General features: G+C 35.9%; 15 protein-coding genes. 8 read left to right on the forward strand and 7 right to left on the reverse strand.

The genetic code is table 11. From position 1 onward, the window contains the following. Positions 1-25: 25 nt before the first annotated feature. The 3 genes from rsmB to def are packed head-to-tail and all read right to left on the reverse strand — an operon-like array spanning position 26 to position 2,921. On the reverse strand, positions 26-1,387 hold the full coding sequence (gene rsmB / locus Q4496_RS03135) for a 16S rRNA (cytosine(967)-C(5))-methyltransferase RsmB (RefSeq protein WP_303601065.1): 1,362 nt from the start codon (positions 1,385-1,387) through the stop codon (positions 26-28). Further along, complete coding sequence (gene fmt / locus Q4496_RS03140; RefSeq protein WP_303609910.1) at positions 1,388-2,383, reverse strand: methionyl-tRNA formyltransferase; 996 nt, start codon at positions 2,381-2,383, stop codon at positions 1,388-1,390. 22 nt (positions 2,384-2,405) lie between these two features. Further along, positions 2,406-2,921: a peptide deformylase gene (gene def / locus Q4496_RS03145; protein WP_215971620.1), complete on the reverse strand. Its 516-nt coding sequence runs from the start codon at positions 2,919-2,921 to the stop codon at positions 2,406-2,408. Between the two features lie 127 nt (positions 2,922-3,048). Here def and Q4496_RS03150 point away from each other — a divergent pair, with 127 nt between their 5' ends. From Q4496_RS03150 to Q4496_RS03165, 4 genes are all read left to right on the forward strand, one after another. Further along, positions 3,049-4,149 (forward strand): LysM peptidoglycan-binding domain-containing protein, encoded by a 1,101-nt coding sequence (locus Q4496_RS03150; RefSeq protein WP_215971619.1) that lies wholly within the window; start codon positions 3,049-3,051, stop codon positions 4,147-4,149. A 54-nt stretch (positions 4,150-4,203) separates the two neighbouring features. After that, positions 4,204-5,343 carry a DNA-processing protein DprA gene (gene dprA, locus Q4496_RS03155; RefSeq protein WP_303609911.1) on the forward strand — a complete coding sequence of 380 codons (1,140 nt, stop codon included), beginning with the start codon at positions 4,204-4,206 and terminating at the stop codon, positions 5,341-5,343. A 26-nt stretch (positions 5,344-5,369) separates the two neighbouring features. Beyond that, the gene (locus tag Q4496_RS03160; protein WP_215971617.1) at positions 5,370-5,843 is read left to right on the forward strand and encodes a DUF494 family protein; all 474 of its coding nucleotides are present in this window, start codon (positions 5,370-5,372) and stop codon (positions 5,841-5,843) included. A gap of 121 nt (positions 5,844-5,964) precedes the next feature. After that, a complete protein-coding gene (locus tag Q4496_RS03165) occupies positions 5,965-6,531 on the forward strand; it encodes a type I DNA topoisomerase (protein WP_303601062.1) in 567 nt (188 codons plus the stop codon). Between the two features lie 68 nt (positions 6,532-6,599). On the opposite strand, the gene Q4496_RS03170 is transcribed toward Q4496_RS03165, so the two are convergent. Together Q4496_RS03170 and purE are read right to left on the reverse strand one after the other, a co-directional pair. Beyond that, complete coding sequence (locus Q4496_RS03170) at positions 6,600-7,757, reverse strand: 5-(carboxyamino)imidazole ribonucleotide synthase (RefSeq protein ID WP_215971615.1); 1,158 nt, start codon at positions 7,755-7,757, stop codon at positions 6,600-6,602. A gap of 9 nt (positions 7,758-7,766) precedes the next feature. Continuing rightward, a complete protein-coding gene (gene purE / locus Q4496_RS03175) occupies positions 7,767-8,249 on the reverse strand; it encodes a 5-(carboxyamino)imidazole ribonucleotide mutase (RefSeq protein WP_215971614.1) in 483 nt (160 codons plus the stop codon). Positions 8,250-8,515: 266 nt separating this feature from the next. On the opposite strand from purE, the gene Q4496_RS03180 reads away from it, so the two are divergent. Further along, complete coding sequence (locus Q4496_RS03180; RefSeq protein WP_215971613.1) at positions 8,516-9,073, forward strand: Sua5/YciO/YrdC/YwlC family protein; 558 nt, start codon at positions 8,516-8,518, stop codon at positions 9,071-9,073. A gap of 113 nt (positions 9,074-9,186) precedes the next feature. On the opposite strand, the gene Q4496_RS03185 is transcribed toward Q4496_RS03180, so the two are convergent. Beyond that, positions 9,187-9,594 carry a group II truncated hemoglobin gene (locus tag Q4496_RS03185; RefSeq protein WP_215971612.1) on the reverse strand — a complete coding sequence of 136 codons (408 nt, stop codon included), beginning with the start codon at positions 9,592-9,594 and terminating at the stop codon, positions 9,187-9,189. Between the two features lie 315 nt (positions 9,595-9,909). Between Q4496_RS03185 and Q4496_RS03190 the strand changes: the two genes are divergently transcribed. From Q4496_RS03190 to Q4496_RS03200, 3 genes are all read left to right on the forward strand, one after another. After that, entirely contained in the window at positions 9,910-10,614 is a 705-nt protein-coding gene (locus Q4496_RS03190; RefSeq protein ID WP_215971611.1) for an OmpW family protein, read from the forward strand. Between the two features lie 112 nt (positions 10,615-10,726). Next, the gene (aroE, locus tag Q4496_RS03195) at positions 10,727-11,539 is read left to right on the forward strand and encodes a shikimate dehydrogenase (RefSeq protein ID WP_215971610.1); all 813 of its coding nucleotides are present in this window, start codon (positions 10,727-10,729) and stop codon (positions 11,537-11,539) included. A gap of 9 nt (positions 11,540-11,548) precedes the next feature. Then, positions 11,549-11,779 (forward strand): hypothetical protein, encoded by a 231-nt coding sequence (locus Q4496_RS03200; protein ID WP_215971609.1) that lies wholly within the window; start codon positions 11,549-11,551, stop codon positions 11,777-11,779. A gap of 56 nt (positions 11,780-11,835) precedes the next feature. Here the strand turns inward: Q4496_RS03200 and Q4496_RS03205 are convergent, their stop codons facing one another. Continuing rightward, positions 11,836-12,381 (reverse strand): gamma carbonic anhydrase family protein, encoded by a 546-nt coding sequence (locus tag Q4496_RS03205; RefSeq protein ID WP_215971608.1) that lies wholly within the window; start codon positions 12,379-12,381, stop codon positions 11,836-11,838. Between the last annotated feature and the right edge of the window lie 893 nt (positions 12,382-13,274).

The raw sequence follows: 13,274 nt of genomic DNA on the forward strand, positions 1-13,274 counted from the left end.
GTGTTTTAAATATAGAATAATTTTATTAAGCTTCTACTTTTAATAGTTTAGCGTAATAAAAACCATCCATATTATTTTCACCAGGCAATAATTGCCAACCGATAGTTCCTTTAGCTTGATTTTGCTCACAATCAATAGGAATTAATTTTGCATCAGTATTATTTTTAATAAAGTGTTCTATCTGTTCGTTATTTTCTTGCGGTAAAATACTACAAGTAGCATAAAGTAAAGTACCACCAGGTTTCAGTAAAGACCATGTTTCTTTTAAAATTTGCTGCTGTAAAATAACTAACGCGTCAATGTCACTTGCCTTGCGTAACCACTTTATATCAGGGTGGCGACGAATTACACCTGTTGCCGAACAAGGTACATCTAATAAAATACGGTCAAAATATTGTCCTTGCCACCATGTTTTTGCATCGGCAGCATCGGCAGCAATAACTGTCGCTTCTAAGTTTAAACGTGCAAGGTTTTCTTGTACTCTGACTAAACGGCTAGCTTCTATGTCAATTGCGGTCATTGACGCTATTTCAGGATATTGCTCTAATATATGGCAAGTTTTCCCACCGGGTGCTGCACAAGAGTCGAGTACTACATCACCTGGTTTACAGTCTAATAAACGTGCAGCTTGCTGAGCCGCGCCATCTTGTACTGATATCCAACCTTGTTCAAAGCCTGGTAGCTTTAACACATCAATAGGGTGTGTAAGTTCGATACCTTGGCTTAATGGCTCAACAGAATTAATTGATATTTCTTCCTCGGCTAATAGTTTTTGATAACTTGCACTATCGTGACAGCGCTGATTTGCTCTCAACCACATCGGCGGCTTTTGCTGGTTTGAGGTAAGTATTTGTTGCCACTTATCAGGATAAGCTTCTTGTACTTTTTTAATAAACCAGCTTGGGTGGTTGTATTGTATTGAAATAGGAAGTGTTGAATCAGGTATTGTAGATTCAGTTGCTGTGCTTTTTTCTGTAGCACGAACAAAATTACGTAAAACAGCATTTACTAATGCTTTCATATGACGATTTTTAAGCGTACCTGTTGCTGCTACAGTTTCACTTACAGCCGCATGATCGGGAATACGCATATATTTTATCTGATATACACCAACTAATAATAGAAAATGAAATACACGTTGTTTTCCCGTTAAGGGTTTTTGCATTAAGCCACGAACATCATTTTCTAACTCAGGTAAGTAGCGCATTACGCCATAACAAATTTCTTGTAATAAGCCTTTATCTTTCGCTAACGCTTTGTCTTGCTGTTTTGGGAGTTCATCACCTAAACTACGTCCTTGATCAATAACGCTATAACAGCATTTAGCTGCTAATGCTCGAATGTTAACTGGCTTTTGATTCTGTTGTTTGGGGGCTGTAGTCGTCATTTAGCGCACAACACTGTTAGTATCAGTACCGTTGATCTTAGCACCTACGGTGAACCAATCAGCTCGACCGTTTAATATATCTTTAATTGGCAAGGCTTTTTTATTTGGTAACTGTAAAACCTCTAAACAAATGGCGCCTTTAGCTGTGGCGACAACAATTCCTTCTTTATCTACAGATATAATGCTACCAGCTGGTTGTGTTACCTTCATTTCTTTAACAGATGCTTGCCAAATTCGAATGCGATGTTGTTTGTTACTTTCAGAGTTATCAGTAAATGTAAATTGTGCTACAGGCCAAGGAATATAAGCACGAATCTTTCGATCTAATTCATCTGCTGTTAAATTCCAGTTTATTTCTGCTTCGTTTTTATCTAATTTATGTGCATAGGTAGCTAGAGCATTATTTTGCGTGATAGCTTTATGCGTACCTGTAGTCATTAACGCTAAGGTATCAATTAATGCAGTTGGGCCAAGTTGAGCTAATTTCTCATAAAGGCTTGCACTGGTATCATTATTTTCAATGGTACATTCAGCTGTTAAGATCATATCACCGGTATCTAGCCCTTTATCCATTTGCATAATGGTAACACCCGTTTTTGGATCGCCAGCCTCTAATGAACGTTGAATAGGTGCAGCGCCTCGCCATTTAGGTAGTAATGAGCCGTGTACATTAATACAACCTAAATGTGGTGTTGTTAGAATTATTTCAGGCAGTAATAGGCCATATGCGACCACTACCATAACATCAGCATCATATTGTGCTAATTGTTGTTGAGAACTGAGTTCTTTGAAATTAACGGGTTGCTCAATGGGTAAGTTATTTTCAAGAGCTAATAACTTAGTAGCACAAGCAGTTAATTTTTTACCTCTACCGGCCGGTTTATCAGGTGGGCAATAAACGGCAACAACATTATGCGGACTATTAATAAGAGCAGCTAAGTGCTGCGCAGCAAAGTCGGGTGTTCCAGCGAAGATGATATTTAATGGCTTTAACAAAGGTATTTCCTAAAGGTAAAAGTTAAGCGTTGGCTTTATCTAAACGTTCTTCTTTTTCTAGCTTTGATTTGATACGCTGACGCTTGAGTGGCGATAAATAATCGACAAATAAAATACCATTCAGATGATCAAGTTCGTGCTGAATACAAATGCTTAATAATTCTTCACCATCAAGTGTAAATTCTTCACCATCGCGATTTAAAGCTTTCACAGTGCAAGTTGTATGGCGATTAACTTTTGCATAAATGCCAGGGACGGATAAGCAGCCCTCTTCATTTACTATTGTTTCTTCGCCTTTACTGATGATTTCTGGGTTTATTAATACAATGGGTTGGTCACCATTTTCAGAAACATCCATTACAACGATACGTTGATGAATATCAACTTGAGTGGCTGCTAAGCCAACTCCCTTTTCGTCATACATGGTTTCTAACATGTTATCTATAATGGTTAAAGTTTCGTCTGTAATTTTACTTACAGGCTTAGCCTTTGTTTTTAAACGAGGATCTGGAAAACGTAATACAGTTAAAATAGTCATAAGCTTACAAATGTTTGATAAAAGAATTAGCGATAATGCTTTTAGAGTGTTATGTTTAACATTATAGCAATTAATAATACAGCATTTCTATAAAAGCATGAAAAACCATAATAAAGGAACGAGTCACATGCTAAAAAAAATAATGTTAATACTTACGTTGTTTGCATGTCCTTTTATTTCACTCGCAGAAAAATTAAAGATTAATGATGATGCACCAACGACTTATGTCGTAAAGAAGGGTGATACGCTTTGGGATATTTCATCTGTTTTTCTCAATCAGCCATGGCTTTGGCCTAAACTTTGGCGTTTAAATCCTGAAATAAAAAATCCGCATTTAATTTATCCTGGTGACATAATCTCGTTAATATTTGATGAAAATGGTGAACCGCAGTTATTCCTTCAAACAAATAAAAGTAAACCAAGTTATAAATGGTCGCCGAAAATCAGGCATATAAATAAAGAAGACTCTGCTATCCAGTTATTGCCTTTAAAAGTAATAGCGCCATATATTAACTATGACCATTTATTTAGTGCAGAGCAGCTAGCGCAATTTCCTTATGTGATAGGCAGTGATGAAGGTTATCGATCAAGTATTAATGGCTTTAATGTATATGTTAATAAAAATCTATCCCTATCAAAAACATATGCTATTTATAATAAGGGTGAAGAGATTATTGATCCTGAAACTGATAAATTATTAGGCTTTTATGTTGACTTAGTTGCTACAGGCCAGGCAATTGATAGCGGTAATATAGAAGATAACACGCCAGCAACACTTAAAGTGAGTACTGCCAAACGTGAAATACGCTCGGGTGATTATGTTGTTCCGGTACATGAAGGGCAAATGTTTCCTTCAGTCTTTACTATGAAAGCTGCTGATGAATCATTTCGTGGATCTATTATTAAAGCGACAAGTAATGGTCGTGAGTTTGGCAAGTTAGAAGTAGTGATGCTTAATCGTGGCTTTGAGCATAACGTCACTATTGGTGACGTTATGGCGATAAAGCGCTTAAGTCCAAGTGTAGTAAAAACAAGATCAGGACCTGAATATACAGATGAAGCGCCTTTGTGGGATCGTTTGTTAACACCTAATGGTTCAAGCTATAAAATGCCTGAAGAGTATTTAGGGGAGTTGATGGTTTTTAAAGTTTATCAACAAGTAAGTATGGCATTAATATTGAAAACAGAAAAACCAGCTCGTTTGAATGATGTCATTACTGCGCCATAATAAGGTGCACTATAAAGTTTTGTATTAAAGGTATGTGTCTTAGGGAGAAGACAAATGCAAAAAAGCAAAATTCATTATTGGTTAGCTTTAAAGCTGGTACCACGATTAGCTATTCATAAAAAATTAGCGCTAGTTGAATCTTATGGTTTAACTGCGCTTTTTTCATCTTCAGCAAAAAAAAATCCCAGTTTCACATCAGCCAATAGTTTAACAGCAAAGCAACTCGCTTCGTTTTATCAACCTGATTGGCACAAAATTGATGATATTATTCGTAATAGCAAGAATTGTCACAGCGAAATAATTGTCTTTGATGATCCTGTCTATCCACAGTTGCTTAAACAAATTTACGATCCACCTTTAGTGCTTTTTGTACAAGGTAATGCAAAACTATTAAACGAAACTCAATTGGCTATTGTTGGTAGTCGCTCTGCGAGTATCAATGGTCGAGAGACGGCTTTTGAAATAGCACGACAATTGGTTGAAAGTGGTATAGTTATCACTAGCGGCTTAGCTTTAGGTATTGATGCTGCGGCGCATAAAGGCGCGTTAACAAATTGTGCAAGTACTATTGCTGTAGTTGCTACCGGGCTCGATAATATTTACCCCTCAAGGCATCGAGATCTCGCTGCTAATATTCTTGAAAAAGATGGGGCTATCATTAGCGAATTTTTACCAGGAACTTTACCTAAGCCTGGGCACTTTCCCAAACGAAATAGAATTATTAGTGGTTTAAGTGTGGGAGTGCTAGTTGTAGAGGCAGCTTTACAAAGTGGTTCACTTATTACCGCTCGTTGTGCTTTAGAGCAAAATCGTGATATTTTTTCAATACCTAGTGGCATTAATAACCCTCAAGCAAAAGGGTGTCACTGGTTAATTAAACAAGGCGCTAAACTTGTAGAGGAATCGGCCGATATAATAGATGAGTTAGCGTTTATTAATAATTTTGATTTACAATTGAAACCACAACATAAACGCCAATTAAATATAAATGAAGAAATAGATGGAAAAAGCTTAAATAAGGACTTGTTTGTTGATGAATTGTTGGCTAGTGTGGGATTTGAAATTACGCCTGTAGACAAAGTAGTTTCAAGAAGTAAGCTACCTGTTGAAGAAGTGCTAACTCGGTTAACAATATTAGAGTTGAATGGTCTGGTAGCTGCAGTACCCGGAGGCTACCTTAGATTACATAAATAATAATCATAAGGAATAAGGGGCTAGTTATGTTCGATATTTTAATGTATTTGTTTGAAAATTATATACATAGTGAAGCCGAAGTCATGGTTGATCATGACATATTGACAGATGAATTGACTCGAGCAGGTTTTCATCAAGATGAGATATACAAGGCGCTTAATTGGTTAGAAAAACTCAGCGCTTTACAAGATTCTGATGCATATCCTTACTTAACACGTGTCGGTAATAAATCTTTTCGTATTTATACTGAAGATGAAATGCAATTTCTCGATACAGAAAGTCGAGGCTTTATTTTATTTTTAGAGCAAGTAAATGTTTTAGATTTTACAACACGTGAAATGGTGATTGATAGAGTTATGGAACTCGACACTAATCATTTCTCTATCGATGATCTGAAATGGGTTATTTTAATGGTGCTTTTCAATGTTCCTGGTCAAGAAAATGCTTATTCACAAATGGAAGAGCTGATTTTTGAAGAACAGGAAGGCCCTTTACATTAAATGCTATTACTATTAACTGGCTTATTTATTAAGTCAGTTAATGTTGGCATATTGTTTAAACAACAATTATGACATAATAGCTTATCTTGTTATGTAAATAGCGGCTATAGATCAACAGACAATGTCCAAGTCAGATAATCCTTTATTCTCCCATCACGAACATGCTTTAGAGAAAGAATATCAAGTGTGCCCAGAATGTGGCTCTGAACTTTCTATTAAGCATGGTAAAAGTGGACCTTTTTTGGGGTGTGTTAATTATCCTAGTTGTGCTTACACTAGGCCCGTTGTTGAAAATGAACGTGTTGAAGATAAAATTCTTCAAGGTAGCGAATGTCCTAAATGCAATCATAATTTAGCTGTAAAACAAGGTCGATATGGCATGTTTATCGGCTGTAGTAACTTTCCTGATTGTGATTATATCGAGCATGATGAACCTAATGAATTAGCTGATATATCTTGTCCTAGCTGTAAAAAAGGTTTAATTAAAGAAAAGACGAGCCGCTTTGGTAAAAAGTTTTATTCGTGTGATGCTTATCCCAAATGCAAGTTTATTGTTAATTTTGAACCAGTAGTAGGAACATGTCAGCAATGCGACTATCCTCTATTATTAAAACGAAATATGGCTGCAGGCGTCAAGTATCAATGCGCTAGTAAAAAGTGCTCAGCAATGCAAACGATAACATCATAAAAAAGACGCTAATTAGCGTCTTTTTTAGTTAAACATCATTAATAATACTGATGTTTAATTATGAGTGCTTAACTATGTTTATTAAGGTAGCTAGTCGAAAAGTCATTTAGATCAGGGAATGCTGATGGCGACAATAGCTTTGATAACGCGCTTAAGCGTTGCGCTAGCACGAATTCATTCTCACCACTTACGTTAATATGACCCATTTTACGACCAGCACGTTTACCTTTGTTATACCAATGAATAGTAACGCTTGGAATCGATAATACTTCGTTAGAAACAGTATCTTCACCAATGATGTTAACCATAGCCGTTGGTCGAACTAACGCTGTGCTACCTAATGGTAAGTCGCAAATTGCTCTTAAGTGATTTTCAAACTGACAAGTATCTGCACCTTGTTGAGTCCAATGTCCTGAGTTATGAACGCGTGGCGCTATTTCATTCACGAGTAGTTGATTACCCACTTGGAAAAATTCTATAGCTAGCACACCAACATAATTTAGTTCATCGGATATGGCTTTAAAAACCTGCGCGGCTTGATTTTGTAATGTTTCATCAACTTTCGCGGCAACAGATACACTCAATACACCTTGTGTATGATGATTCTCCGTTAAAGGGTAAGCAGCAACATCACCACTTCTGCTGCGTACTCCAATAAGAGAAACTTCTCGGTCAAAGCTGATCATTTGTTCCGCAACAATACCTTGTTTGACAGACGTTGTGGATGACTTGAGAAAGTTCTCCATGTCTTGCCAGATATTATCTGCGTCTTCTATTGATTTTAAGCGCCATTGACCTTTACCGTCGTAACCTTCTAAAGCACTTTTAAAAATAACTGGTAACGTTAATGATGCTAAAGCTGCAGTAAAGTCTTCTTTCGTTTGAATAAAGTAATGCTTTGCATTAGCAACATTGCATGACTCAAGTAGTGCTTTTTCTAAGCGTCTATCACCACCTATTTTTATTGCATTGCTACTTGGAAATAGTTTATTTGAGCGCTCGCATTCAGCGAGTGTGTCATGTGCAACATGTTCAAATTCAGCGGTGATAACTTCAGCATTAGTAATTCCTTGTGCTAAATCTCCATAAATGTGCTCGGGGCTAATAGGTTGAACGACTTTAAGGCTTCTTACATCAAATGCTTTCACATCTAAATTTAAAGGTGTGCCTGCTAACTCCATCATACGAGCGAGTTGGCCGGCACCAAGTACAAGAACTTTTTTCATTATGGATGCTTATTCTGCTGGGTTTGGGTTATTTAAAATAGTTTGTGTTTGATTTTTTCTAAATTCTTCAATATTTTGTTGAATTTTTTCATCAAACGTACCAATTATTTGAGCTGCAAGTAAACCTGCGTTGGCTGCACCAGCGGTACCTATAGCTAAAGTACCTACGGCTATACCTTTAGGCATTTGTACAATAGATAATAATGAGTCTTGCCCATTAAGCGCTTTAGATTGAACTGGAACTCCAAGCACTGGTAAGCAAGTATATGCGGCCGTCATGCCTGGTAGGTGAGCAGCGCCGCCAGCGCCACCAATAATAACTTTAATGCCTCTGTCTTTAGCACTTTCAGCGTATTCAGCTAACAAATGAGGAGTACGGTGAGCTGAAACCACTTTGGTTTCATATTTTACACCTAATAGATCAAGCATTTCTGCTGCATGTTGCATTGTTGGCCAATCTGATTTTGACCCCATGATAATACCCACTGTCATGAATTTGCGCCTTTTGAAAAAGTATAATGTTCTAGCTAAATGAACAAGATTAATAAAGAAGCCTTTTATTATAACCTTGTTTCACGTAATACGGAATAATGAAGTTTTCTTTGCAAATTCTATTGTAACACCATACAAATTTTAATTATGCTCAACTCATCAATATAATGTGAACACCGAATCTCAATTTATTGAAATTGCTATTAGGTGTTCTATAGCTCACTTTGTTAAGATTGCAGCATAGTAGTTTATTGAAAGAGCGTATTGTGGACGAAATATCTGTTGTAGATGTGTTTTTGAGTGGAGGTATTATTGCTTATCCAACTGAAGCTGTATTTGGTTTGGGTTGTGATCCCGACAATGAACAGGCGGTTGAAAAATTATTAGCGTTGAAAAATAGACCTGTTGAGAAGGGCCTTATTTTACTTGCGGCTAATTATTCGCAATTATTACCTTATATTAATGATGATCTTATCCCTCCTGATAAAAGGTATACCGTTTTATCTAGGTGGCCTAATGGAATCACACAAGTTGTGCCTAAAAATAATAATACAGCTACTTGGCTAACAGGAAAGTTCAATACCATCGCTGTTAGAGTGACAGATCAACCAGATGTTGTTGCATTATGTAAGCAAACGAACAAACCTATTATTTCAACCAGTGCAAACCTTTCAGGAAGTGAACCCGCAATGACGTGGCAAGCGTTAGAAAAAAATGCAGAATTAGCATCAAAAATAGATTTTATCATTAAAGGTAAAACGTTAGGGTTTACACAACCGTCAACGATTATTGATGCGTTAACGGGTGAAACATTCAGAGCGTAGTTGTTAGAACTCGAGAGAGTGTTTAATTTTTTTAGTGCACTAAATGGTTATGGCTATTTTTTAAAGGGGTAGCCTTTCATCTATAATCACATTAAACGAACTGTACAATTTTATTAGCAATTGACCATATGTGACGCCATTTGATCAAAGGCTTGTCTTAGGTGTTGCTCAATTTCTTTATCGTCAATCACTTTTTTCATTGCGTTATTCATACATAGCATCCACAAATCACGTTGCTTTTTAGTTACCTGAAAAGGCATATGTCTTGCTCTTAACTGTGGATGACCATATTTTTGTTCAAATAATCTAGGCCCACCTAACCAACCAGAAAGGAATTCAAAAAACTTCTGTCTGATATTGTCTAACGGTTGTTTATGAATGGCTAATAATTCTTGTAAATGAATATTAGTTTCCATTTCATCATAGAATGCTTCAGCCAAATTACGAGTACCCGACTCTCCACCAATAAGTTGATATAAGCTATTTTCTTGTACATTATGATTGTTTGATTTTGTGACCATGGAAATTATTCTTTTAAGTTTACTAAACATATTGATGGGTAATAACGTAAGAGGTTTTATATCACTATATTCAAGTATTATAACCTGAGTTGATAATGAAGCCATATTTAATAAGGTTAATAAAAGCAACGGTATTAATAATGAATGAAAAAGAGCAACTTTTAGCCTAGATAATGGCCATAATTAGAGTAAATACTTGATCGAAATCAACTTTAAAATCACTTTTGTTTTTTCACTAAAAAACATTGTCTGAGATCAAGGTTTTTGTTGGCGGTAGGATTATTATGTCCCTAATTAATTTAAGGACATAAAAACATGAAACATTCTATATTAGCAATCGCATTATTATCACTTTCTTTACCATCTTTAGCTAACCAAGCTGGCGATATAATCGTTCGTGGTGGTGCAACTATGGTTTCTCCAGATTCTGGTTCAGCTGGTGTAGCATTAGATGGCGCACTTACACCACTATCTCTTACTGTTGATGATAATACTCAACTTGGTTTGAACCTAGTTTACTTTTTTGACAGTAACTGGGCAATTGAGCTACTTGCGGCTACACCATTTACTCATGATGTTAAGTTACAAGATCCTGATGGTGTTACAAGTTCAGTTTATGGTATTGATCTTAATGGTGCTACTCTTGCTGAGGTTACTCATTTACCACCAACGTTAAGTGCATTATATTATTTTGATACAGGAACTGCTTTTAAACCTTATATTGGTGCAGGTATTAATTATACTATTTTCTTTGATGAGAAATTCACATCAACACCGAGAGCTGCAGGGTTTAGTGAACTCGAACTAGATAACTCTTTTGGCTTGTCAGTTCAAGTGGGTATGGATTACGAACTTGATGAAAATTGGTCGCTGAATATTTCAGCGCGCTATATCGATATTGAAACAGATGCTAAGTTTGATTTGTCTGATCCATTAGATGCAGGATTATCAGGAAGTGGTAGTGCAGCAGTTGATATTAACCCAATGGTATATTCAGTGATGCTTGGTTATAAATTTTAATCATATTAGTAATAGAATATAATTTAAAAGCAGTAATTTATTACTGCTTTTTTGTGTTCTTAAAATAACAATTCGGTTAGGCTACGAATATTATTTTTATAGGGCTAACATTATGGATCAATATCGTGTTTTTGGTAATCCCATTAAACAATCTCGTTCACCTTTCATTCATCAATCATTTGCACAAGCAACTAACCAAGTACTGAATTATGAAACTCAATTTGCTGAACAAGATGGTTTTCATCAAGCTGTAACTGAGTTCATTGCTCTTGGTGGTAAGGGCGCTAATGTGACAGCACCATTCAAAGAACAAGCAATGGCGATGTGTGATGAGTTAACTGAGCATGCAAAATTCTCTGGTGCGGTTAATACGTTAACCTTTAAAAACGGTAAGATTTATGGAGATACTACTGACGGTATTGGTTTAGTGAATGACTTACTAGCTCATAATGTGTGTCTTAAAAATAGTCGAATATTATTACTCGGTGCTGGTGGCGCTTCAAAAGGGGTAGTGTTACCCTTATTGAATCAAATTCCAAAAAGTTTAACTATTGCTAATAGAACAGTTTCTAAAGCTCAAGCGATTGTTGAACAATATACAAATCAACCTCTTTCTGCTTGCTCCTTTGAAGAAGCAAATGAACAAGAGTTTGATGTCATTATTAATGCGACGTCTGCTGGTTTAACTGGGGCAGGGTTGCCGATAGCTGAAAAACTTATTACTGAAAATAGTGTTTGCTACGATATGACTTATGGCAAGGAACTTACCCCTTTTTTGCAAAAAGCAACAGAATTAAAGGCTAAGCAAGTTATTGATGGATTAGGAATGCTTGTAGGCCAAGCTGCGGAAAGTTTTTACATTTGGAGAGGGATAAAGCCAAATGTTGATTCTGTTATTGTGAAATTAAAATCATCTTTTTCATAGGAGTCAATTTTGAACCAAGCAATATTATTTAATGATGACTTCTCTTTTAGTGTAGAAGAGTGTGCATGGTGTTTTACGGGTCAGGCATCAGGGCAAAAAGTGACAATATATTTTCATTCTGCAGAACTTGAAAAATTAAAAGCTATTGATGATTGTACAAAGTACGACTTAGAAGAAGTTGCTGAGCTCTGGTTAGAGAAAAATGAACTAGAGGGAAGTGATATTCATATTAAAATATGATGACTCATTAAACGCTGTTTATAAGTATAGTGAGTCATCAAATCATTGAGCAAACTCTAATTATTTTGATTTAAGTAGTCATTTTTCAACTCGACGTAATTTTCAGCTGATTTTTTTAGAAAATCAGCTTCACTTTCTTTTAATTTTCTTGCCTGCTTTATCGGGTTCCCCATATATAGGTAACCACTAACTAAGGTTTTATTCGGAGGCACTAAACTACCGGCACCAATAAATACATCATCTTGCACAACAGCACCATCCATAATGATAGCTCCCATACCTACTAAAATACGATTGCCTAAAGTACAACCATGCAACATACATTTATGGCCAATAGTTACATCTTCACCAATTATGAGCGGATTTCCATTTGGGTTATGTTCGCTTTTACGAGTTACATGCAGAACGCTACCATCTTGAACATTAGTTCTGGCGCCTATAGTAATTCGGTTTACATCGCCACGCGCAGCCACTAATGGCCAAATACTTACATCAGCGCCTAAGGTTATATCGCCAACAAGTACTGAGCTAGAGTCAATATAATTAGTATGGCCTAGAGTAGGGGATATCCCATTGTATGTTCTTAAATTAGCAGTAGACATAAAATACCTTAAATAAAATTTAGTAAAAGCTATAGGCAAAATAGCATAAAACTATTGGTAACTTAATAAATGAAGTAAAAAATGGTTGAAGAAGATAAATAGCTGCTCTTGTATAGGTTTTATTATTTGATGAAGAGCAGAGGTATTGTTTGTTTAAACGGCAATATCAATAAGCTTTGTATCATTGTTGAGCACTTAAACAAATAATTGAACTTTTTGATAAATAATAGTTGACGGTAGAAATAAAATCTCTACAATGCGCTCCAGTTCCAAGGGGTTCAGGCAAAACGAATCATCAACGGGCTGTTTTAATAAGTTATCTACTTTCATTTGATGATAAATAGTTAACTTAACGTTTACTTTTGATTTAAGTAATGAAGTGTTTAAGAGTTTGCAAAAACTTTTAAAAAAATCAAAATAAAATGTTGACATTAAAACTCGGAAGCGTATGATACGCATCCTGCTTCGGGGCAACAGCAACGAGCAACACGAGTTAAGCTAGAAAATAGTTCAGCTTGATTTGTTAGGTGAAGAGCGAATGCGACTCTCATCTATATCGACTAACTTAGTTACTCGATACCTTCTTTAACAATTAGTTATCATGCAATTTGTGTGAATACTCACATTAACTTGTTTTTACATAGTTCTTCTTTCTTAGGAAAGCGGAACAAAAAAACGCTTAATGAATGATGTTCATGCAAATAAATATAGTTACTTATTTCTAGCGAGATAGGTAGCGACTATGTAATGCGATATTTGGTTTCTTTTCGAAGAGATTGAATGTCACGACAGAATTCATTGAGCAGTAACACATCATTTTACTTAGGTAATAATGGTGAGGTTACACAAACGATTTTTAATTGAAGAGTTTGATCATGGCTCAGATTGAACGC

It is taken from the genome of Colwellia sp. 5_MG-2023 (genome assembly GCF_030547795.1).
Lineage (GTDB): Bacteria > Pseudomonadota > Gammaproteobacteria > Enterobacterales > Alteromonadaceae > Colwellia.

What these genes read in the sequence shown, in the direction of transcription:
- dprA (WP_303609911.1), top strand. Translation starts at nt 4,204, where the DNA reads ATGCAAAAAAGCAAAATTCATTATTGGTTAGCTTTAAAGCTGGTACCA.
- Q4496_RS03185 (WP_215971612.1), bottom strand. Translation starts at nt 9,594, where the DNA reads ATGGTCACAAAATCAAACAATCATAATGTACAAGAAAATAGCTTATAT.
- rsmB (WP_303601065.1), bottom strand. Translation starts at nt 1,387, where the DNA reads ATGACGACTACAGCCCCCAAACAACAGAATCAAAAGCCAGTTAACATT.
- Q4496_RS03190 (WP_215971611.1), top strand. Translation starts at nt 9,910, where the DNA reads ATGAAACATTCTATATTAGCAATCGCATTATTATCACTTTCTTTACCA.
- Q4496_RS03170 (WP_215971615.1), bottom strand. Translation starts at nt 7,757, where the DNA reads ATGAAAAAAGTTCTTGTACTTGGTGCCGGCCAACTCGCTCGTATGATG.
- aroE (WP_215971610.1), top strand. Translation starts at nt 10,727, where the DNA reads ATGGATCAATATCGTGTTTTTGGTAATCCCATTAAACAATCTCGTTCA.
- Q4496_RS03205 (WP_215971608.1), bottom strand. Translation starts at nt 12,381, where the DNA reads ATGTCTACTGCTAATTTAAGAACATACAATGGGATATCCCCTACTCTA.
- Q4496_RS03165 (WP_303601062.1), top strand. Translation starts at nt 5,965, where the DNA reads ATGTCCAAGTCAGATAATCCTTTATTCTCCCATCACGAACATGCTTTA.
- purE (WP_215971614.1), bottom strand. Translation starts at nt 8,249, where the DNA reads ATGACAGTGGGTATTATCATGGGGTCAAAATCAGATTGGCCAACAATG.
- def (WP_215971620.1), bottom strand. Translation starts at nt 2,921, where the DNA reads ATGACTATTTTAACTGTATTACGTTTTCCAGATCCTCGTTTAAAAACA.
- Q4496_RS03160 (WP_215971617.1), top strand. Translation starts at nt 5,370, where the DNA reads ATGTTCGATATTTTAATGTATTTGTTTGAAAATTATATACATAGTGAA.
- Q4496_RS03150 (WP_215971619.1), top strand. Translation starts at nt 3,049, where the DNA reads ATGCTAAAAAAAATAATGTTAATACTTACGTTGTTTGCATGTCCTTTT.